This window comes from Tolypothrix sp. PCC 7712 (assembly GCF_025860405.1).
GTDB lineage: Bacteria > Cyanobacteriota > Cyanobacteriia > Cyanobacteriales > Nostocaceae > Aulosira > Aulosira diplosiphon.
Window position 1 is genome coordinate 2,837,668 of the sequence record NZ_CP063785.1, and the last position, 23,324, is coordinate 2,860,991.

Genomic DNA, 23,324 nt, shown 5'->3' on the forward strand with positions numbered 1-23,324 from the left:
ATTTTTAGAAAAGTCCGGGATATGGGCAGCAAAGTTTAGTCTTATGCTAACTTTTTATATGACTTCATTCATTGCTTCAGTTAAGCGTGTTTTTAGGGGAAACTAACTGCCTTCATTTTATTTTTGAAAGTACATGAAAATAAAAATCTCGCTTGATTAAGCTGATAAAAATCAGCTTCAAACTTCTAACAAGGCTTGCTCGAAGTTAAAGTTATGACAAATACTTTATGCTCGTTTTCTAGTCCAAGGGCCCCAAATTGCACAGGTAATTCCAGGATCTTGGATATTGACAAACATTGTACGGCCATCAGGTGAAAAGCAAGCCCCAGCAAATTCACTACCGTTAATAGCATTTGCGGCAAAGCGATACAATTCGCCATTTTGGTTAACGCCAATTACGTACTCAGTATTGCTACCGTCTTCACATAAAAAGAGATCCCCAAATGGAGCTACGGTAATGTTATCAGGGAAATTAAGTATGTTCTCTGCCGGAGACTCAACAACTAGGGTAAGAGTGTTTTTTCTGGGATTATAAGCAAAAACCTGCCCTTGTCCTACAGCCCCACCATTGGTACAGGTAAAGTAGATATTGCCATCACCATACCAAGCACCTTCACCGCGTGAGAAAATGGCTGCACCCTTAGCTTGTCCTTGACCTCGCACGGAACTAGCAAAAGAATTGTCATTAGGGTCAACATTATCTATCGTTACCCACTCAACTTCAACTGATTTTGATTGAGTGACAGGGAACTCTTTGCTGGTATTAAGTCTAGGTTTTCCTTTAACTACTAGCGCCTCTAATACTCCCGCACCACGCTTTTGCAAATCACCATATCTAGTAGGACGGACATGAGGACGGAAGCGATAAAAACAACTACTTCCATCATCTTCTGTTTGATAAATCCATCCCGTCTTGGGATCAACAGCAACAGCTTCGTGATTAAAACGGCCCATTGCTACAAGGGGAATCGGATCGGCAATCTGAATATTCTCTGTTGCTGGAACCTCAAAGTTATAGCCATGCTTTTTGCTAGCTCCACCAGGTGTAGGAAGGGTCAGGTTCTCTTCGCAACTAATCCAAGAATCCCAAGGAGTCGGCCCACCAGCACAATTACGAATAGTTCCTGATAGAGAAACAAATTGCTTCTTCACCCGTCTATCAGGCCCAACAATAATAGTCGTTGTTCCTCCTCCAATTTGGTCATATCGTGGCAATCCGATGATTGGATTAGAACCATTAGCGCTGACCTCATGATTTCGTACTAAAATTGTGCTATTTGTTTTACGACCGTTTCTACTACGATCCTCAAAAGCAGCCATTCCATCATGATTACTGGCTACCAATGCCCCATCATCCATACGTTGGCCTGTATAGGATATGGCAGTGTAGTTAAATCCACGAGGAAGTTCTAACAGTGGTTGCTTACCTAAGTTAATTCCACCAAGCACAACATCAACTAGTTCATCTGCATTTTCGGGTAGTTTTGCCTCTAAGGGGCCATAGCCAATTCCGTTAGCAACTTTACCTTTGGCTGCTCCTGCATACAAGGCTTCTAGGGGAGAAAGCATCGTCACACCAACAGCACTTGCACCAGCCACCTTAAAGAAATTACGTCTTGATAAGTTCATTAGAAATGCTTCAGCAACATACCAGTGGTTTAAAAATAAAAATTGTTTTTTAATAAATTAATAAGGCTTGGTTAAGATTGGGTGTGAAGATACAGGTATGAAGGCTGTGAATATTCTGTGGTTAAAGGCAAACAGCCAATAAGCTGTTAAGCATTTAAATTGTATATTTCGCACTCAGGTTGTCAAAAGTCAAGAGTCTAAAGTCCAAACTAGCCTTTGACTCTGGACTCTTGACCCTTGACAGTCCTAACGCCAGAATATTTGATTTAGGTGCGTATCAGCTTATCAAAGAGTCACCGTACTCCACTGAACGACAGCGATCGCAATTTTCCTAAATTCATTATCAAACGCAGATATCATTTGCAAGCAATGCCACAACAGTCAAAAAGCTAGAATTTCTGACTCGTACCCCGGATTTCTCACGAATCGTCTAAAAATTCTTGGTCTTATGTACGTACTATAGCTGCAAGAGTGTTTAAATTTTTGCTCTAAAAATTCTATCTTTTAAAAAAATATCTTAAGCAAGGAAAAGATGCGATCAAGCTGAAAATAAGTGACTAAATCTATACTTAGTATCACAAAATCAAATAGTAATCTTATATCTATCTAAAGGATGATATTTATGATTTTTTGACTTTTGCAATATATTTCATAATTATGCATTTCAAAAAAAGCGATAATGAATTTTGCAATGATTTTCTGGCAGCCTCTATCACATCTAAATTTGTCAAAAAAGGGGTGAAAACCCCCTTGGCAAAAAAACAAATCAGATATACACATCAGTCTGCTAATTAACAGTAATATCTCGACTGTTAGTAGGGGCATAATGGGGGCAATTTATCAGGAAGCAGTTATACCAAAGGAGGTTGAGATGAGTCGTCTTCTTTATGAAAGCTCAGTGTCATATAAAGGATATCTCATCATTCCATTTGTTTTTGGCAAAGCCGATAATTACGAAATTTATTCCTATAAACTATTGGCAGAGATTGGTAATAATAGCCAATTTCACAAAACAGAGAATCCAGCAGGTATTTATGGCAGTAGTATCAGTAATATCATTGATATTGCCAAAGAACATATTGACAAACAGTCAGAGTTTATCAGTAGCGGTGATAGTTTTAAATCTCGCTATATTTACCATCACAATTTAATTATTGTCTCCCAACAGGAGGGTAAATATTTTTACGACCACTACCCGCCAGAGTTATTGAATAATATTGCAGCACCAAAATTATTCAATTCAGAATATGAATGTCTGAGTTGGATCAAACTGGGACTGGATGGGCGATATACAAGGCAAAGAGTTAGACAACTTTAAGATTCCTGCCTGAAAAAATAGGAAGTTGGATTTTGCGGCATAGGGCATAGAAAAAGCAATCAATGCCTGATTCTCTATGCCCCAAGTTAGTGAGCAGCAGTTGATCCCATCCTTAAGACATGGGATCAACTGCTGATTTTTTGTAAGCATTTTTACTCTTTGCAGATTGCAGATTGACCGAAAATCAATGATGGTAAGCCCCGAAGAGAAAAAGTAAAGCTTGTGATGAAGGATTGACTGCAGAGGAAAACGAGAAATCACGAACAGACATCAATACCTTTTCTGTGTCATCCTACCTGGGAATGAATTCTAAATGCAATAGGTATAATTTTATAGTATTACTGGATATCGAATACAAAATTGTACGGATAAAGCTGATATGAGATTTTGCTGATAGCCGTAAATTTACAGTGATTGAATCCCAGAAAAATTAGAAATATCGGTGTTTTATAGTTATCTATGAGAGTACATATCTAACTATTTCCGTTTTTACTCGGTTCTCGACCATCGGTATATTTAGATTCAATGGAAATAGACTTATCTTTGCGAGTTGACAGCCAACTCTATTTGAAGAACACCCAAACTAGGGTTTAAGTTCAAAACTTCAGGTGTGCAATCCTCAGCGCGATCGCATAAAAGCTCTATACTGCTGAACGTCAGAATTCACCATGAACCAACAATTCTCATCCGATAACCCCCAGACAACTTTGGGAGCAAACATTAACATGATTGGGTGTAATCTGACAGACATCGCTTCATCGGAGACCACAACATATTTGCAACAGGCTATTGATTATAGTCCTGTGGGGATGGTCATACTGGATCGGGAAATGCGCTATTTGACGGTGAATCGCAAATGGCTAGAAAGCTATCACATAACTGATGACATAATTGGACGCTGTCACTACGATGTATTTCCTGATATCCCCGAAGAATGGAAGCAGATTCATCAACAGTGTTTAGCGGGGGCGATCGCCCAACGCGATGAAGACCGATATTTACGTGCAGATGGTTCTATTGAGTGGGTACGCTGGTTGATACGTCCTTGGCATGAGGCTAGTGGTGAAATTGGCGGGCTGGTAATGTTTAGTGAAAATATTACACAGCGCAAACAAACAGAAGAAGACCTACGCGCTAGGAATATGCTGTTGCATTCTATTTTGGAAAGTACACCAGACTTGATTGTGGTTAAAGATTGCCAAGGTCGTCATGTGGCTCTCAACTCTAATTTAGCTAAATTATTTGGTAAGCCCATCAACGAGATTATTGGCAAAGACGATACAGCAGTATTACCACCTGATGCAGCTCAGGAAATCATGGCCAAAGACCGCCAGATTTTGGCAACAGGAATCACAGAGACTTACGAAGAAGAAATATCTGCTGATAACATTCAGGGGATTTTTCTGACCACCAAGGCTCCTTGGCGTGATGCTAAAGGCAACATGATGGGAATTATTGCCATAACCAGAAATATTACTGAGCGCAAACAAGCTGAAATCACCCTAGCTAAAGCTAAAGAAGCCGCAGAAGCAGCAAGTTATGCCAAAAGCGAATTCCTCGCCAATATGAGCCATGAATTGCGGACTCCCCTCAACGGTATTTTAGGCTATGCCCAAATTCTGCAACGTTCCCAACACTTAGATGAAAAAGAGCGATCGCGTATTGATGTCATTTACCAATGTGGTTCGCATTTGCTGACTTTAATTAATGACATTCTGGATTTATCAAAAATCGAAGCACAAAAACTGGAACTTACACCTACGGATTTCCACTTACCAGCATTTTTGCAAGGTGTTGCAGAAATGTGCCGCATTCGCGCCGAACTCAAAAATATTAATTTTCAATATCAATTAGCTGCAGAATTACCTATTGGCATTCATGCCGATGAAAAACGTTTACGACAAGTGTTAATTAATCTTCTCAGCAACGCTATTAAATTTACCGATACAGGTAGCGTAATTTTGACCGTGAGCTATGCTGCAGCCGGAAAAATTCGCTTTCAAGTCCGTGATACTGGTATAGGTATCCCCGAAGAAAAACTCCAAGTGATTTTTCAACCCTTTGAACAAGTAGGAAATCATCGGCGACAAACAGAGGGTACTGGGTTGGGATTGGCAATCAGCCAAAAAATTGTCGGATTAATGGAAACCACTATTGAGGTGCAAAGTCAAGTAAATGTTGGGAGTATTTTTTGGTTTGATGTCAACTTACCTGAAGCTGATGAGTGGGTTAAAACATCTCAAACTGATGACAAGGGACAAATTATTGGTATTAAAAACTGCCGTCCTAAAATTTTGATTGTGGATGATAAATGGGCAAATCGCTCAGTAATTGCGAATTTACTCAGCCCCATTGGTTTTGAGGTAGCTGAAGCCGTCAATGGACAAGAAGGTTGGCTGAAAGTTTGGGAATTTCAACCAGATATTGTCTTGACTGACTTATTAATGCCAGAAATTGATGGATTTACTTTGATCCAGCGCATCCGTAAGTCAGAAACATTCAAAGAAATTGTGATAATTGTGTCATCAGCAAGTGTATTTGAAACTGATCAACATCGCAGCATAGAAGTAGGCGGAAATGATTTCCTCCCTAAACCAGTACAAGCAACGACTCTCTTGCAAAAATTACAACAACATCTGCATCTAGAGTGGCTTTATGAAGAGCAGAAAAATGAACATCTACCAGAACTAGATCATACTGAGCTAATTGCTCCACCTATAGCCGAACTAGAAACTCTGTGCAAGTTGGTAATGAAAGGTAACTTTAAGGGAATTATTAAACAAGCAGCATTAATCGAACAGATGGATAAAAAATATATCCCCTTCGCGAAAAAGCTGCACGAACTAGCAACAGGATATCAAGACCAAGATATCTTGGCACTCATTCAATCTTATAAGTCAAAGCTTTGACAAACACCAAAAGACAAAATTAATTATGTCTTTTGTTGGTTTCTACACATCCTAGAGGTTGTATGACTCTGGTAACTGAACAAACGGCGACAGTTCTAATTGTTGATGATAATTCTGCCAATTTAGGTGTCCTATCTGATGCCCTAGATCAAGTTGGCTTAGAAGTATGCGTAGCAAAATCTGGCAAAATCGCTTTAGAAAGGATTAAATATGTTATACCAGATTTGATTTTGCTGGACATCATGATGCCAGATATGGATGGCTTTGAAACCTGTAATCACTTAAAAGCCAATCCTGTCACTAAAGATATTCCAGTTATCTTTATGACCGCATTTTCTGATACAGCTAACAAAGTCAAAGGTTTTGAAGTTGGGGCTGTAGACTATATTACCAAACCCTTCAATCAGCAAGAAGTTTTATCAAGGGTTAAATTGCACCTCAAATTACATGATTTATCAGTAAAATTAGAGCAGAAAAACGCTTTATTAGAGCAGAAAGTTGGAGAAATCAGCCAAGCATATCAAGATTTACAAGAAATGCAACTGAAGTTAATTCAGAGTGAAAAGCTATCTAGCCTAGGACAGATGGTTGCTGGCATCGCCCATGAAATTAATAACCCAGTCAATTTTATTTATGGCAATCTCATTCATGCCAACGAATATACTCAAGAAGTCCTAAATCTTTTAAATCTTTATCAAGAAGAATATCCTCATCCTACACCCCGTATTCAAACAGGGCTTGATGAAGTAGATATAACTTTTATTCAGGAAGATTTATTAAAGTTGCTCAAATCAATGAATATTGGTGCTAGACGTATTCGTGATATTGTGCAATCTATGCGGATTTTCTCGCGTGTCGATGAAGCCAACATGAATGCTGTAAATATTCATGAGGGCATTGATAGCACACTGATAATTTTGAATTATCGCTTAAAGTCTAAACCAGAGTATCCTGGTATTGAAGTAATCAGAGATTACAGCCAGTTGCCACTAATTGATTGTTATGCAGGGCAACTGAATCAAGTATTTATGAACATTATCGCCAATGCTATTGATGCTTTAGATGAATATAATCAGCAGCGTTCATTGGCAGAAATTAAGCAGCAACCAAGCCGCATAGAAATTCGTACTACTATGATTGACAAGAATCAAGTAGCTATCCACATTGCAGATAACGGCCCTGGTATAAATCAAGAAGTCCTAGAAAAACTATTTCAACCATTTTTTACCACCAAATCTTCTGGTAAAGGCACTGGATTAGGCTTATCAATCAGCCACCAGATTATTGTCGAAAAACATGGTGGCTGTCTCTATTGTAAATCGACACCTGGACAGGGAACAGAATTTATCATTCAAATTCCCATTCATCAAAAAGTTAGTCGAGTGGCTTAGTCGTCAAGAGTCAAGAGTCAAGAGTCAAAGGTCAAGAGTCAAAAGTTATTCCTCGTTGTCTCCATTCCCCAACCAGCTAAGGCAACCAAAAGTCAGGTAGGGTAGATTTGCCCAATTGACGGACTGTTTGATTGAGCGATCGCGCTGCTTGTATGTGGGGTTCATCTGCTTCTACTGGTAAAATCTTAGCTGGCTGACCTGCTCCTAAATAAGAAATTACCGAATTTGCTGCAGCTAAACCAGTGACATACGCCTTTTCCTGCGACCATGAACCATGAGGGGTGACAATCCAATCACCACTCATAAACACATTAGTAAAAGTAGTTGTAGCTGGTAACATATAGCGATAACTCCCTGGTGCAAAATGAGTCACTGCATTTGGCAGGCGAATTACACTTTTATCAATCACCTTTGCTTCTCGAAATGCTGGGATACAAGTTGTTAAATAACGCTGAACAATAGGCACAATTTCCTCATCACTTAAATTGAGGAATTGATTGCCATGATAAAAATCAGCTTCAATTACTGTTCCTGGTTCATTTTTATATTCATCATGGATGGCGTTTAAATCAAAAAATGTCCATCCTGTAGTTGCATCAAACCCAAAACAAGCATTAGAAGGGCGAGGAATATCAATTTTGCGGTCAAACCATAAGCGAGTCGCTAAAACATCAATTGCTCCTAAATTATTTAAATTACGAAATTCTTCACGATTTTGTAAGCTGGGGCTATTAGCAACTATTTTCTTCATGCCAGTGATACCAACAGCAAAAATTACAGCATCGGCATCAAAAACCTCATCGCCACAAACTACACCTGTGGCTCGATTATTACTATCTACAATTACATCAGTAACTCGTTTTTGAGATAATACTTTTGCGCCTGCTTTTTCAATAAGGTTTACCCAAGGACTAAATATTTTTTCGCCAACAGTTCCTCGACACCAAACAACATCAAAATCAGCTTGATGTGCCAAAATAAAAAAGTACAACATTCCTAATGTAGCTGCGGCTGAACATTGTTCGCCAGGGGCAAATAAACCTACCAATAACATCGGTTCAAAAGCTTCTTTATAAAGTCGCGCCGAAACCCCAAAATCTTTGAATAATTCCCGGGCTGTGACAAAATCATAACGCCGCCAAGCATCGGGAGAATTATCAAAATCAACTACAGCATAAAGTAAAGGTAACGCACTTAAACGGTCAATTAATGGTAAACGTTGAAATTTAGTGTACAGAAAAGTTCCTAAAGGAGTGGGTAGCCTGGGTAAGTCTTGAAAAATTGGTGATTCTACTTCTAATCCTGCAGGAGAATATTGAGCAGAACGAGTCCAAGTTGTAAAAGGATTAATTCCTAATTCATTAATGAGGGCAAAAATATTTCTGTAAGGATACCAAAAGCCATGTATACCCGCTTCCACAGAACTTCCGGCGGCTGTTTTCCAACCAGCAACTAATCCCCCAGGATAAGGCCCGGCTTCTAGAAGCGTCACATCATATCCTTGTTTTGCCAGATGGTAGGTAGCCCCTAAACCAGCCCAACCTGCACCTACAACGACTACCCGTTTTTGTTTTGACTCTGCTTTCATTGTGCAGTCCAGCCTCCGATTATTGCTATCTATAATTAAATTTAAAGTATTTGTAAACCGATGCTTACATTGCATCGTAAAATTACTGACAAATGCTAATTATATTTGCCTATACCAGCCAAAACAATTAGATTATTAGCACGGTTGTTATAATAAACAACCGCGATTTTAATGAATTTTTAAATTAAAAATTACTTTGATAATTATTTTATGTATTTTAAATAAATTAAAGTAGATATAACAGCACTTGCACTTAATAGTTGGTTAAGAGTATAACAGAAAAAATAGCTAGCTATTGATTAAGAATCTTATTATGACTCAATTAGAAAAATCTAGAAATAGCCTAAGTGACTTTCAGTTGCGGGATGGTATTTATTTTCCCAAAAATTATGAACAGTTAAATAGCACTGAACATAAACAAAAATGGGATGCAATTGGTAAGACTTATTATGGTTCTCAAAAAATTGAGCAGCTTCCCGAAACATCAGCTATTAAACAAGATTACACTTTGCTAGGTGGCAAACCAGGCGGTACATGGAATAAATTTCCTGAAAATAAATCTGTTGGTTCTATTCTAGAAATTGGTTGTGGTTATGGACGCGCTCCATTGCACCTTTCAAAAGATAAAAATCTGAGATGTGAAAAATATTATGCTATTGATATTTCCGAATCTTTACTCAGGAGATTAATTAAAGTAAAACAAGAATACGATTTTTTCCCTGGTGCGGAATTCAATATAATTTGTAACTCAGCAGAAATTTTACCATTAGCGGATAATTCTGTGGACTTAGTGATTTCTAATTGTGTTTTTATGCACATTCCAGATGCACAATTAAGAAACTTATTATCTGAGATATTTCGTATCCTTAAACCAGGTGGCAGTTTTGTATTTAATCATTCCTTTCATAACAAAGATTGTCCGTCCCATATTATCCATAATTTCATTAGAAATCTCAATGTATTTAGCCGGAATCCTATTTATCTCAAGCAATATTCAGCTAGAGAAATAGCAGAAATGTTGAATGATGCGGGTATCAAAGAAAAGTGTCCGCAATATACAGTGGAACATACAACAGAATATGCAATTTTACCAGAAACTATCAAAGGTATTCCATTACCATTTGCAAAAGCATTTAATAGAAGCTTAAAGCCTTCAGATGCTTGGAAAGAAACTTTAGCTTATGGTTTTAGCGCCTATAGCAATCCGCTAGCATAGTAGTAAATGAAATATTTTGCATTATGGGGAAACCACTGGTTAACAATGGTTTCCTTTTTTATTTCAATTTTATGAGCCAATGTCAAAATTCAAAAATCAAGGTAACGAACTATTGATAATAGGTTTGATTTTTGAATTGTTACCTGCCTATTATTTGTGAATTAAGCTGTGATTTAGATAAATATTATTTAGAGCATTTCTCAAATTGCTATTGTGGAGAAGCGATGCTCTAAACGAGTCAGACGTTCTGAATAATTTTTTATAACTTGCAGCGCAAATACTGGAGTTTCTTGAACCGCAAAAATAAATCTTTGTTCATTTAGAAAAGCAAGCTGAACATCGGTTTTGGCAATAGCTGTATAAGTTCTATTTTTTATGCCTACAAGTACGCCTATACCAAAAACTTCTCCTGGATGAATTGTTTCTATCAGCTTATTATTGATGAATATTTGAACCTCTCCTTGGATGATGCCATACATAAAATCACCCGGCTGTCCTTCTCCAAAGACTACTTGTCCTGCTGAAAATACTTGAGGATCAGGTTGTTTTTGGAAGATGCTGATTGTTTGTACAGGACTTAACATAAAAAAGCTCCTAATGCTCCGTTTCTAAGCCTATGTGTGGCATTGTAATTCTCTCTGTCACAAATGTATATAGGCATCCGATTTGATTTGTGAAAAAATATTAGTAACGCACGCACAGCATTGCTCCAGGCGCGTTACGCTATCGCTAACACAGCCTACATGAATTTTGGCAATCAGAAAACCAATCTTAGGAGGTATTGTAAAAATATACTCTCTATGAATTTTACAAATGCTCTCTGAATCAGATACAAGGAGATAAAAAGAATCACAAGTCTAGTGAATAGTTATTGCACTTTAAATAATTGCTCAAGATTTTCTAGCTAGCTGTGATGCTATCAATCACAATATAACCTTGGAAAAATATCTCTTTAGCCTCTAGCATTCAACGAAAATTTTTATATACAGTGGTAGTGAAATTTACCAATTTGTTCGCTATCTTCAAATAGAGTAGAGTGCAATATTAATTAATGTACAATGGATGACTCAATATTTATTATATTTCTTAGCTTTGGGTTTCTCTGGCTGGTAATGGGAGTTATAGGTTGGATGGCTTTTCTGAAATCTGAAGGCGAAGAGATTAAATTTGGTAAGTGGGGACTATTAGTTGCTATTCCAATTTTGATACCGATAATTATTACATTGATTATTGGTGCACTGTACCACTAATTGCAGCATTAATTATTAACTATCGTTTAAAAATATGGTGTGTTGAAGAGGATTCTAATGCACCATTAAAGCGATTAATGTTGATGCTAAGTACTCTACCACTGTGGGAGTAAATATAATTTTTTAGGACTTCTTCGGGAATTACAGCAGACTGTAAGTATTTTGACTTACGCATAGCGGTACTAGCCTTATAAAAACCAAGGTAACCAGAGAATAAGAACCACAAATATGCAATTTAAAAAATATGAAATAATGATTCAAATATCATCATATTATAATAATTTTCTCTTCATTTTGATATGAGCAATATCTGCTTCCATAAAGACTTCTCCTTCTGGTATAAAACCTAAATTATCATATAAACCTTGGATATATTTTTGAGCATGAACTATAACTTCTGGAATATGCTGATGAGCAATAATTTCTATTGCTTTTTCCATAAGTTGTTTACCAATACCTTTACCTCTAGCTTTGCTTAAAACGGCAAGTCTTTCTATTTTGGCAATTTTATTATCTAAATATCTAATTCTGGTAGTACCGACAGCTTCTTGATTTAAATAAGCAATTAAATGGTCACATATTTCATCTTTACCATCAAACTCTAAAGCAGCTTCTACTCCTTGTTCTTCCTGAAATACAGCGATTCTAATTGCTTTAATTGCTGCAAATTCTTCAGGAGACTCAACAATTTTGATAATTAAATCTTTGTTGATCATTTCGCTGCGCCTCTGCGGTTCGATGAAAAAGTAAGTAGGGCATCTGCCCTACCTTCTTTTATAATTTAATCTGCGCCTTCAATTGGTGCAAAACCTTGGCGTTGAATATTTTCGGTGATGGTGCGCGGTTCTAGGAACTGTAGCAGGTAATCGGGGCCACCTGCTTTAGAACCAACACCAGAAAGATTGAAACCACCAAAGGGTTGACGTGCGACGATCGCACCTGTAATTGTACGGTTAATGTACAAATTCCCGACTTCAAACTCTTGTTGTGCTTGCTGAATGTGGGATGGGGTACGCGAATAAAGTCCTCCAGTTAAAGCATAGTTAGTCCCGTTAGCTACGGCTAATGCTTCCTGAAAGTCTTTGACTTTAATTACCGCTAGCACAGGGCCAAAAATTTCTTGTTGGGCAATTATCGCATTCGGCGGCACTTCACTAAAAATCACCGGGCCGATAAAATATCCCTGTTGTGGTGCGGGTAACTCTAGTGCAACTAAGGCTTCTGTTTTACCTTTTTCAATATACTCGCGAATGCGATCGCGGGCGTTGGCATCAATTACCGGGCCGACTTGGGTGCTAGGTAACTCTGTTTCCCCAATGTTCAGGGATTTTGTGGCTTCTACTAACCGTTCCACAAAGCTATCGTAAATCGATTGCAGCACAATTACCCGAGAACAAGCAGAACATTTTTGTCCGCTATAACCAAACGCCGATTGCACTACCCCGACAACCGCTTGGTCTAAATCAGCACTCTCATCAACAATGATGGCATTCTTGCCACCCATCTCTGCAATTACCCGCTTCATTTGTTTTTGACCGGGTTTGAGGGTAGCTGCTTCTGCGTAAATTCTACAACCAACTTCTTGAGAACCAGTAAAGGCAATTACATGAGTATCAGGATGATTAACCAAATATGCACCAACCTGAGAACCCTTACCGGGTACATATTGATAGACACCTTGAGGAATCCCAGCTTCTACCAAAATTTCTGTGAGTTTCGCCGTAATAACAGAAGATGTTTCCGCAGGTTTGAGCAGAGTACAATTACCAGCAACTAACGCTGCTACAGTCATACCACAGGCGATCGCCAAAGGGAAATTCCAAGGAGAAATCACCACAGCAATTCCCCGTGGCTGGTAAATATAACGGTTCGTTTCCCCAGAAACATCATAATTTACGCCTTTATCCAACCGTTCCATTTCATCGGCGTAGTAGAGACAAAAATCTATCGCCTCCGAAACCTCTGCGTCTGCTTCCTTAACTGGCTTCCCAACTTCCAAAACTATCCAAGCCGAAAGTTCTGCACGGCGTTGTGACATCAAATCCCCAGCTTTCCGCAAAATATCAGCGCGTTGTTTCGCTGGTGTTTTCCGCCAAGCAGGAAAAGCTGCTTTCGCTGCTTTCATCGCCTGTTCAGCTTGTTCAACACTGATGAGTCCGACTTTCCCCACCACCTGACTAAAGTTAGAAGGATTGAGAGAATCAATCGCTTCTGGAGTATTCACATACTCCCCATTAATCAAAGGTAAATAAGTCCTCCCCAATTGCTGATGAACAGCCTGAAACGCCTCCGCCGACTTCCTCCTCTCTTCCTCCTGTGCATAATCAGTATCCGCCACACCCAAAAACCCTGCGCCTTCTTCTTTGCGGCTACCCTGCGGGAACGCCTCCGGCGAATGCGCCTTTGCGTGAGACAAATCCACCTTCGGAGGCGCTATCAACTCCTCAACTGGTCTATTCTCCAAATTTTGCCGTAAAAATGAACTATTAGCCGTATTTTCCAACAAACGCCGAATTAAATAAGCCATCCCCGGCAATAATTCACCGTAGGGACAATAAACTCTTACTCGGTAACCCTTATCAACCAAAGCCTTCGCCAGCTTATCCCCCATACCGTAGAGAACCTGCATTTCAAAACTACGTCGGGGAACCTTTAAAGTTTCTGCAATAGCTATTGCCCTAGCTTGCGATCGCACATTATGGCTACCAATGGCAGCATATACATATTGATGATTCTCTAGCAATAGCTGCGTAATGGCTTCAAAGTTCGCATCGCTAGCGGCTTTGTCATTATAAACAGGTTGAGGCCAATGTTTTTGCGCTGCTTTGATAGTTTCCTGATCCCAATATGCGCCTTTAACTAAACGAATAGTTAAGGGATAACCACGCTGTTTCAACCAAGCAATCACATCTCTAGCATCTTGCTCGCTGTCACGCAGATATGCTTGGATAGTGATGCCAATATCTGTACGTTGGCGAAACTCTTCTTCCATTAATAATTTTTTCAGGATATGAAGAGTTATATCTTTATAGGCATACTGTTCCATATCAAAATGCACAGCCGCCCCTAATTCTTTAGCATGACGTAAAAGGGTGCGAATGCGATCGCTAACTCTCGCCTCACTACCTTCAGCGTCTAAAGGGTCAAATTGCGAATAAAACGCCGTTAACTTCACAGAAACCTGAACTTTTGCTAGCTGTTCGCCATCTGCTTCATCAATAGCCGCTATAGCTTTCCAATTCTTTGATGCAGCTACCAATTGCTGTATTAATTCCGAATAGCGTTCTAAGTAAGATTTAGCTTCTGTTTCTGTAATTACCGCCTCACCAAGTAAGTCAATGGTGAAAGCCATTTTATCTTTACGTAGGCGTTCAACTGTTCTGATGACTTGTGTAATATTTTCCCCAGCAATATATTTATGAGCAAGAGTTTCAACGGCTGTCGCCACTGTTGTGGCTGCTACTTGTCCCGGCATAGAATCAGGGTTAGCAAAATTCAGCATTCCCTTTAACGCCGCAGGTAATTCTACAGATTCATCTCCTAAATATTCTTGTAAATGGGCAGCAATTTCCGCTCTGCTGCGTAAAGCTGGTAATGTATCGATAAAGCGAAATAATTGCACCCGTAAACCTGGATTGCTCATCGCCCAAGCTAGTAATTTATCATCCCAGCGCATTTGATCGCGCAAAGATGCCAAAAACGAGCGATTTTCTTGGGTTACTTCTAGAAGTTGTTTAGCAATTTCTTGGGTTTTAGCTTCGTAGGTGCTGGTTTGTACTTGTAATACCACTGATAATAACTCCTAATTCCAGGTAATACCAATTTTGGATTTTAGATTGAAAACCTTGAAAATAAGGCCGTGACAGGATTTTCAAGCAATACTACATATCCCAAGTTGGTATAAGGCTTGCATTTACAAGCCTCTGTATTCTATTTTGACTCCTCAATTTTGCTGTCACCATATTTCCCAAGTGCAAAATTCATTTCCAGTTTCGGAAATCAAATCTACCTACGAAATACAATTTGTAGTGGAACAGGATTTACACAGAGGTTACAGAAAATCAAACCGCAGAGGAATGAATACTTGTCGGTTAAGGGTAAAAAGGGGAATGGGGAAAGGGAAAGGAAAAACTTTAACCCTTAACCTTTAACCTTTTCTCCAAAACCAATTTTGAATTCAAAACGCTTAACTGAGTAGTATTGGTACACAGAGGAATAAGAGTTTGAGTAGTTATTGGCGTAAGTCCTATGGCAAATTCAGTTTAATAAATTAACGCATAAATTCAGATGTCCAACATCAGAAATAAAGATATATCTAAAGAAAAATTGCTCGATATTTTATTATATCGCTGGCAACAAACACTCCTACCTTTGAAGGTTAATCCAATAGATACAAATATTATTTTTAATCACCTAATTGCAGGTTATTTGGCTCCTGGGCGTTATTACCATACATTAGAACATATTCTTCACGTTCTGATTACTATTGATAATTTACAGGACTATGTTCAAGATATGTATGCTGTACAAATTGCCGCTTGGTTTCACGATATAGTTTATGACACTCAGGCTAAAGATAACGAAGAAAAAAGCGCAGAATATGCAAGTGAATTATTACATAATTTAGGGCTGACCGCTAATAAAATTGACCACATCACCCGCTTAATTATCGATACAAAATCACATCAAGCGGCTGCGGATGATTTTGATAGCCAAGTTCTACTGGATGCCGACTTAGCAATTTTAGCTGCCGACCCAGTTCAATATCAAGAATATGCTCAGGCAATTCGCCAAGAATATGCTTGGGTTCCACAAGACCAATATATTGCTGGACGCAAGCAAGTTTTAGAAAAATTTTTGCAGCGCGATCGCATTTATTTTACGCCTTTAATGTTTGAGGTTGCCGAAGAAATTGCCAGAGCTAATATCACAGCCGAAATTAAAACTTTGAGCCAAGGATAAAAGACAAATTAAATATCTATTATGCTGGAATGGCACTTACATAAAAAAGTTGCTCCCCAGATCCCCGACTTTTTGAAAAAGTCGGGGATCTAAATCTCGCTCAAGTGAGTAGCATTCTCCAGTAGGGTGTGTTATGGCTTTAGCCTAATGCACCGTTGATATCCCAACAATTAAGGAATTTAATCAGATTAAATTCATTTAAATAATATTCATAGATGCAGCTACCCATCTATGGCATTCTATTTTTAAATTAATAATCTTGAATTGAATTTCTACTTCTTCTCTATTCTTGAAGGTACAAATCACCATAAGATAATTAGCGCGGTGATTCAAAAAACATTACATGGAACTTTTGCCAGAGAACTTACAAAAATTACGTGGACAAGTTGCAATTATTACAGGTGCATCACGAGGAATAGGAAGAGCGATCGCACTAGAATTAGCTAGCTACGGAGCCAATGTAGTTGTTAATTATGCCAGTTCTAGTGGTGCTGCTGACAGCTTAGTTGCGGAAATTACGGCAGCAGGTGGCGAAGCTTTAGCGCTGCAAGCAGATGTTTCTAAACTCGACCAAGTAGAGGCGCTGTTCAACACCGTCATCGATAAATTTAAGCGGATTGATATTCTGGTCAACAATGCAGGTATTACTCGCGACACCTTACTTTTGCGGATGAAGCCCGAAGATTGGCAAGCGGTGATTGACCTCAATCTTACTGGTGTTTTCTTATGCACACGCTCTGCTAGTAAAGTTATGCTCAAGCAACGTTCTGGACGCATTATTAATATTGCCTCCGTTGCTGGGCAAATGGGTAACCCTGGTCAAGCAAATTACAGTGCCGCCAAAGCAGGTGTCATCGGCTTTACCAAAACTGTGGCTAAAGAACTAGCTTCTCGCGGGATCACCGTTAACGCCGTCGCCCCTGGTTTTATTTCCACCGACATGACCAGCAATCTCAGCAATACTGAAGAAATTCTCAAATTCATCCCCCTTGGTCGCTACGGTCAACCGGAAGAAATTGCTGGGATGGTGCGTTTCTTAGCTGCTGATCCCGCCGCCGCCTACATTACTGGCCAAGTGTTCAATGTCGATGGTGGCATGGTAATGGCTTAAGGAGTGCTGAATGTTGAGTGTACAGTGCGGAAAGCTCAGTACTCTACACTCAACATTCAATTCACAACTTATAATCCCAACAGTGCTGGTTCTACGCCTACTTTTTTCCAAGCATTACGAACAGCATTTTGTTCTTTACTTCCATGACCATATAATTCGCCAGCTACAGAGATTGTATGGTGTGCGGCTTTGGCAAAATTTGAACGGGGGCGTAATCTGTCTCTTAAGGTGATATACCAGATTTTTCCAGCTTTTTCCCAAGCGTAACCACCGATTTCTACTGCGGCTAAATAAAAAGCATGGTTGGGAATACCAGAGTTGATATGTACACCTCCGTTATCTTCGGTTCCTTTATATAAATCTTTGACATGGGCGGGTTGGGGGTCTTTACCCAATACAGGATCGTCGTAAGCAGTTCCCGGCGCTTTCATAGAGCGAATACCTACTCCTTTCACCCCAGGCATAAATAAACCAGCGCCAATGATCCAGTCGGCTTGATCTGCTGTGTGGTTGAGTACCCGTTGTTTAACTAAGGAACCAAAGACATCAGACATAGATTCATTTAATGCCCCCGGTTGATTTTGATAGGTTAAATTCGCTTCATATTGAGTGATCCCGTGGGTGAGTTCATGGGCGATGACATCAATTGATTTGGTGAAGCGAGTAAAAATCTGCCCATCGCCATCGCCATAAACCATTTGGTTGCCATCCCAAAAGGCGTTGTCATAATTCTGGCTGTAATGAACTGTAGAGTCTAAACGCAAACCGCGATCGTCAATAGAATTTCGCTTGTAGATTTCCTTGTAAAAATCAAAGGTAGCACCAGCAGCATCATAGGCTTCATTGACGGCGGGGTCTTGAGTAGGAGGATTGCCCTCACCACGTACCAGTTTGCCAGGCAGTTCTATACCATTATTGGCATCATAAATCGTCCGGCGCTTCTCTCCAGTTGATTTAGCCGAAGGAATTAAGCTTAAGACATCACGTTGTCCGCGAATCCGGGCGGAACGGGTTAAGCTTTGAAACGCCCAGTCACTCTGTTGAGTATCACCACGTTTGGCTATCTCCTTCAACATATGTGGTGGGACAACAAAGCAAATCGGACAAAATTGGTTATTGGCGTGACAAACCTGAGATTTAGCCGCTCTTTTACCTTGACGATGCATAGTTTTACTCCTGAATCACAGAAGTGGCGATCGCATTTCCATTCAATTTGCGATCGCCACTGTCCTTAGATCCAGACAAATTTGCTCAAATTTCGAGGTTTTGTCACAAAAATTCACTCATGAAATTGCTTCCACCCTCTTCATTCGTCCCCAGATAGTAAAGCCAATCAGGAGGATGACACTTAAGGTTGTAGCTAGCATTTGCACCAAGGACAAATGCTGCATTCTCATCGCCAACAAATTAAAAACTAAGCTAATTGACCACAGGGTAAACGCAGCACGGCGTTGAGAGAATCCCCAAGCTAGCAAGCGGTGATGAAGATGGTCTTTTCCTGGCGTACTCATGGGGTTTTTACCCGCCATCAGCCTTCGCACAATTACTTGTGTTGTATCCAGTACTGGAAGTAGCAAAAATAATACTGTTGGTACAAGTGCAAATACGGTAGTTACTTGCAATTTTCCTAAAATACTAGTCGCCGCTAGTACATAGCCAAAAAAGTAGGCTCCAGCATCACCCATAATAATTCTGGAGGGGTGGAAGTTATGGCGCAAAAAGCCCAAAGCTGCGCCTCCCAATGCTGCTAGGACTAAGGTTGCGGCTGCTTTTTGGGAAATTTGAGCAGAAACCGCCAATAGGCTCATCGCAGTGATAAAACTCACTCCTCCAGCTAAACCATCCATACCATCCATCAAGTTGATAGCATTGGTAATACCTACTACCCAAAATACTGTCAGTGATAGGGAAAGGAGATAATCAATGGGTGTGCCAAAAGTAACTTCGATTCTAATACCGTTAGCAACTAGTAACAGCGCCGTGAGAATTTGAGTGAACATCCGCACAGAGGGAGGTAAGCCAAATTGATCATCAATAAAGCCAACCAGAACTAAGATTGTTCCTCCCAAAAGGATAGTTAAAACCTGAGCTAATACACCTTGCAATTCAATCGGTCGTAAAAGGGTAGCTAATACCAGTGCAGCAATCACACCTGTGTAAATAGCCAATCCCCCTGCATTTGGCAAAGGTTCTCGGTTCAGTCGTCGTGCGTTTGGTTGATCGGCCCAACCCACCCGCAAAGCAAATTTACGTACTGTCGGCATTAAACGCCAGGTTACTAACCAAGCCAAAATAAACGTAAACATTACAGCCAACCAGCCGGTGCCGCTTGGTTCGGCAATACCCAGGGATTTCAGGGAGTTATATAGATTCATCTCCCAATCCAACCATTACTGCTAATATTCAACATAAGCATCAACTGTATCTTAATCAATAAAAGTTAAGGTTAAGGTCATTTGTTATTTGTCATTTGTCATTTGTCATTTGTTATTTGTCATTTGTCATTTGTCATTGGGTAATTGGTATTTGTCCTTGTCCCTTGATCACTCTTTTTCCCAGTCCCCAATCCCCAATCCCCAGTCCCCAATCCCCAATCTCCAATCCCCAATCTTCGTCATAGTATTAGCACTCTGGCGCTGTGAGTGCTAAATTGTCTAATGGAAGCGCTTGAGAAATAAAACATGGCGAAGATTATTGCATTTGATGAGGAATCGCGGCGGGCCCTAGAACGGGGTGTGAACGCTCTTGCTGATGCTGTAAAAATCACCCTAGGGCCAAAAGGCCGGAACGTTCTTTTAGAAAAAAAATTTGGTGCCCCCCAAATTGTCAACGATGGTATCACTGTTGCCAAAGAAATTGAATTAGAAGATCCATTAGAAAATACAGGTGCGAGACTCATCCAAGAAGTAGCATCGAAAACAAAAGATGTTGCTGGTGATGGTACCACTACAGCCACGGTTTTAGCACAAGCTTTGATCCGCGAAGGTTTAAAGAACGTTGCTGCTGGTAGCAACCCCATTATTCTAAAGCGGGGGATGGACAAGACTGTAGAGGCCTTAGTTGCAGAAATCGCCAAAATAGCCAAGCCAGTAGAAGGAAGTGCGATCGCTCAAGTTGCCACAGTTTCAGCGGGCAATGATGAAGAAGTCGGTAGTATGCTGGCTGAAGCAATGGATAAGGTCACTAAAGATGGTGTAATTACTGTTGAAGAATCTAAGTCCCTGACAACTGAACTAGAAGTAGTGGAGGGGATGCAAATTGACCGGGGTTACATTTCTCCTTACTTTATCACCAACAACGAGCGGCAGACCGTAGAATTTGAAAACGCTCGGATTCTGATTACTGACAAAAAAATTAACAGCATTCAGGATTTAGTACCTATCCTCGAAAAAGTGGCTCGTTTGGGTCAATCTTTGCTGATTATTGCAGAAGATGTCGAAGGCGATGCTTTGGCAACTTTGGTTGTGAATAAAGCACGAGGCGTACTTTCCGTAGCTGCAATTAAAGCCCCTGGATTTGGCGATCGCCGCAAAGCTTTGTTACAAGATATTGCGATTCTCACCGATGGGCAGATGATTTCGGAAGAAATCGGCTTGAGCTTGGATACCGCAGCTATCGAAGCCCTAGGAACCGCCCGCAAAATTACCATTGACAAAGAAAACACCACAATTGTCGCTGGTAGTACCACCAAACCAGAAATTCAAAAGCGGATTGGTCAAATCCGTAAACAATTAGAAGAAACAGATTCCGAATACGACAAAGAAAAACTGCAAGAACGCATTGCCAAGCTAGCTGGCGGTGTGGCAGTAATCAAAGTTGGTGCAGCCACCGAAACCGAACTCAAAGACCGTAAATTACGGATTGAAGATGCTCTCAACGCTACCAAAGCGGCTGTAGAAGAAGGTATTGTGCCTGGTGGTGGTACAACCCTAATTCACCTGGCTACCAAAGTAGAAGCCATCAAAAACAGCCTCGAAGATAACGAAGAAAAAATTGGAGCTGACATCATTGGACGCGCACTAGAAGCACCATTGCGTCAAATCGCCGATAACGCTGGCGTTGAAGGTTCCGTTATCGTTTCCAGAGTCAAGGAAACTGATATCAATGTTGGCTACAATGCCGCTACAGGCGAATTTGAAGACTTAATTGCGGCTGGTATTATCGACCCCGCCAAAGTCGTGCGTTCAGCTTTGCAAAATGCTGCTTCCATTGCTGGTTTAGTACTAACCACCGAAGCCCTCGTTGTTGAAAAGCCTGAAAAGAAAGCTGCTGCTCCCGCTGATGGCGGCATGGGTGGCATGGGCGGCATGGGCGGCATGGGCGGTATGGGTGGCATGGGCGGCATGGGCATGTTCTAAGCCACCAGTGCTGAGTACTGAGTGCCGAGTACTGAGTAAAAATTAGTTAGTATAAACAGTTTGTCTTTGCACAAACTGTTTTTTATTTGTCATTTGGTAATTGGTAATTGGTAATTGGTAATTGGTAATGGGAATTTATCCCCAATGCCCCATGCCCAATGCCCCATGCCCCAGATTGCGGTAAAATACAGCCCACGGCGTGTTTTGGGGCTGGGTAATGACTTCTGTAATTAATGTGAATTTACCAGAGCAATCTTATGAGATTGCGATCGCACCTGGTAGTTTAGATCAACTGGGTGAGAAAATGACTAGTTTGCAGCTAGGGAAAAAGGTACTAGTCGTTTCTAATCCCACTATTTTTAAGCATTATGGTGATAGAGCTATCAATTCTTTAAAAACGGCAGGATTTGAAGTTTCTAGCTGTATCTTACCAGCCGGGGAACGCTTCAAAAACCTGAATTCTATTCAAAAAATCTACGATGCAGCTTTAGAAAACCGCCTCGAACGTTCCGCTACAATTGTGGCGTTGGGTGGTGGTGTGATTGGTGATATGGCTGGTTTTGCTGCCGCTACTTGGTTGCGTGGGATTAGTGTCGTGCAAGTGCCTACCACATTGTTAGCAATGGTAGATTCGGCAATTGGGGGCAAAACAGGCGTAAATCATCCCCAAGGTAAAAACTTGATAGGGGCTTTTCATCAGCCGCGCTTAGTATTAATTGACCCCGAAGTTTTGAAAACTCTCCCCGTGCGCGAGTTTCGGGCGGGAATGGCAGAAGTAATTAAGTATGGTGTGATTTGGGATGCGGATTTGTTTTCCCAAATGGAAGCAAGTAAACACCTGAACCAACTCCGCTACATTAAACCTGAACTGATAGAAATCATATTAATTAGGTCTTGTCAAGCTAAAGCCGATGTCGTCAGCAAAGATGAGAAAGAAGCTGGATTAAGGGCAATTCTCAATTATGGTCACACCATTGGTCATGCAGTAGAAAGCTTGACTGGTTATCGCCTAGTCAATCACGGCGAAGCTGTGGGTATTGGTATGGTAGCAGCTGGGCAAATTGCCGTGGAACTAGGAATGTGGCAAAAAGAAGAGACAGAACGTCAAAACGCCTTAATTCAAAAAGCAGGTTTACCGACTCAATTACCCTCTGGGGTAGATATTGCAGCCATTATTGACGCACTGCAACTAGATAAAAAAGTCAAAGCAGGTAAAGTCAGGTTTGTTTTACCAACACAGATAGGTGTAGTGACAGTTACCGATGAAGTACCAGCAGATACGATTCGCCAAGTTTTACAGGCGATGTAATCAATTCACAACCAATTACAGATTGCGGGTACATGAGGTCACCAAACACGGGTAGGGGCAAGGCAGTGCCCAATACTTGTCGGTTAAGGGCAAAAGGGGAAGGGGAAAAGGGGCAAGAAAAAACCTTTAACCCTTACCCTTTCACCTTTTCCCCAAACCAAATTCCAACTTGAAAATCCTTAACCGAGCAGTATTGAGGCACTGCCTTGCCCTCTAGAATATATTGATGTGTTGCAAACATTATTTGATTTAGTATAAGTAATGCCTTAGCCAAAAAAAGAGT

Annotated in this window: 15 protein-coding genes; 8 read left to right on the forward strand and 7 right to left on the reverse strand. The window is 40.3% G+C overall.

The annotated features are described in order from the left end of the window. Window positions 1-225 precede the first annotated feature (225 nt). Window positions 226-1,629: a PhoX family protein gene (locus tag HGR01_RS11630; protein WP_045871437.1), complete on the reverse strand. Its 1,404-nt coding sequence runs from the start codon at window positions 1,627-1,629 to the stop codon at window positions 226-228. An 871-nt stretch (window positions 1,630-2,500) separates the two neighbouring features. Here HGR01_RS11630 and HGR01_RS11635 point away from each other — a divergent pair. The 3 genes from HGR01_RS11635 to HGR01_RS11645 all read left to right on the forward strand — a co-directional run bounded on the left by HGR01_RS11635 (window position 2,501) and on the right by HGR01_RS11645 (window position 7,247). Beyond that, on the forward strand, window positions 2,501-2,947 hold the full coding sequence (locus HGR01_RS11635) for a hypothetical protein (protein ID WP_045871748.1): 447 nt from the start codon (window positions 2,501-2,503) through the stop codon (window positions 2,945-2,947). A gap of 668 nt (window positions 2,948-3,615) precedes the next feature. Then, the gene (locus HGR01_RS11640) at window positions 3,616-5,856 is read left to right on the forward strand and encodes a PAS domain-containing hybrid sensor histidine kinase/response regulator (RefSeq protein WP_081584051.1); all 2,241 of its coding nucleotides are present in this window, start codon (window positions 3,616-3,618) and stop codon (window positions 5,854-5,856) included. Between the two features lie 62 nt (window positions 5,857-5,918). Continuing rightward, window positions 5,919-7,247: a response regulator gene (locus HGR01_RS11645; protein WP_045871438.1), complete on the forward strand. Its 1,329-nt coding sequence runs from the start codon at window positions 5,919-5,921 to the stop codon at window positions 7,245-7,247. 76 nt (window positions 7,248-7,323) lie between these two features. Here the strand turns inward: HGR01_RS11645 and HGR01_RS11650 are convergent, their stop codons facing one another. Then, a complete protein-coding gene (locus HGR01_RS11650) occupies window positions 7,324-8,835 on the reverse strand; it encodes an FAD-dependent oxidoreductase (RefSeq protein ID WP_045871439.1) in 1,512 nt (503 codons plus the stop codon). A gap of 313 nt (window positions 8,836-9,148) precedes the next feature. Between HGR01_RS11650 and HGR01_RS11655 the strand changes: the two genes are divergently transcribed. Then, window positions 9,149-10,051, forward strand: coding sequence for a class I SAM-dependent methyltransferase (locus tag HGR01_RS11655; RefSeq protein ID WP_045871440.1), 903 nt, complete (start codon window positions 9,149-9,151; stop codon window positions 10,049-10,051). Between the two features lie 200 nt (window positions 10,052-10,251). On the opposite strand, the gene HGR01_RS11660 is transcribed toward HGR01_RS11655, so the two are convergent. The 3 genes from HGR01_RS11660 to pruA all read right to left on the reverse strand — a co-directional run bounded on the left by HGR01_RS11660 (window position 10,252) and on the right by pruA (window position 15,091). Continuing rightward, window positions 10,252-10,635, reverse strand: coding sequence for a cyclic nucleotide-binding domain-containing protein (locus HGR01_RS11660; protein ID WP_045871441.1), 384 nt, complete (start codon window positions 10,633-10,635; stop codon window positions 10,252-10,254). Window positions 10,636-11,573: 938 nt separating this feature from the next. Further along, complete coding sequence (locus HGR01_RS11665) at window positions 11,574-12,017, reverse strand: GNAT family N-acetyltransferase (RefSeq protein ID WP_045871443.1); 444 nt, start codon at window positions 12,015-12,017, stop codon at window positions 11,574-11,576. Window positions 12,018-12,082: 65 nt separating this feature from the next. Then, the gene (gene pruA / locus HGR01_RS11670) at window positions 12,083-15,091 is read right to left on the reverse strand and encodes an L-glutamate gamma-semialdehyde dehydrogenase (RefSeq protein WP_052335243.1); all 3,009 of its coding nucleotides are present in this window, start codon (window positions 15,089-15,091) and stop codon (window positions 12,083-12,085) included. Between the two features lie 497 nt (window positions 15,092-15,588). Between pruA and HGR01_RS11675 the strand changes: the two genes are divergently transcribed. Continuing rightward, on the forward strand, window positions 15,589-16,263 hold the full coding sequence (locus HGR01_RS11675; RefSeq protein WP_045871444.1) for a hypothetical protein: 675 nt from the start codon (window positions 15,589-15,591) through the stop codon (window positions 16,261-16,263). Window positions 16,264-16,606: 343 nt separating this feature from the next. Beyond that, a complete protein-coding gene (gene fabG / locus HGR01_RS11680) occupies window positions 16,607-17,374 on the forward strand; it encodes a 3-oxoacyl-[acyl-carrier-protein] reductase (protein WP_045871445.1) in 768 nt (255 codons plus the stop codon). A 68-nt stretch (window positions 17,375-17,442) separates the two neighbouring features. Here fabG and HGR01_RS11685 read toward each other — a convergent pair whose 3' ends face one another. Together HGR01_RS11685 and HGR01_RS11690 are read right to left on the reverse strand one after the other, a co-directional pair. Then, window positions 17,443-18,540, reverse strand: coding sequence for a M4 family metallopeptidase (locus HGR01_RS11685; protein ID WP_045871446.1), 1,098 nt, complete (start codon window positions 18,538-18,540; stop codon window positions 17,443-17,445). Window positions 18,541-18,657: 117 nt separating this feature from the next. Continuing rightward, window positions 18,658-19,749 carry an MraY family glycosyltransferase gene (locus tag HGR01_RS11690; protein ID WP_045871447.1) on the reverse strand — a complete coding sequence of 364 codons (1,092 nt, stop codon included), beginning with the start codon at window positions 19,747-19,749 and terminating at the stop codon, window positions 18,658-18,660. 306 nt (window positions 19,750-20,055) lie between these two features. Between HGR01_RS11690 and groL the strand changes: the two genes are divergently transcribed. Both groL and aroB read left to right on the forward strand, forming a co-directional pair. Then, window positions 20,056-21,732: a chaperonin GroEL gene (groL, locus tag HGR01_RS11695; RefSeq protein ID WP_045871448.1), complete on the forward strand. Its 1,677-nt coding sequence runs from the start codon at window positions 20,056-20,058 to the stop codon at window positions 21,730-21,732. Between the two features lie 217 nt (window positions 21,733-21,949). Next, on the forward strand, window positions 21,950-23,041 hold the full coding sequence (aroB, locus tag HGR01_RS11700) for a 3-dehydroquinate synthase (RefSeq protein ID WP_045871449.1): 1,092 nt from the start codon (window positions 21,950-21,952) through the stop codon (window positions 23,039-23,041). Window positions 23,042-23,324 lie beyond the last annotated feature (283 nt).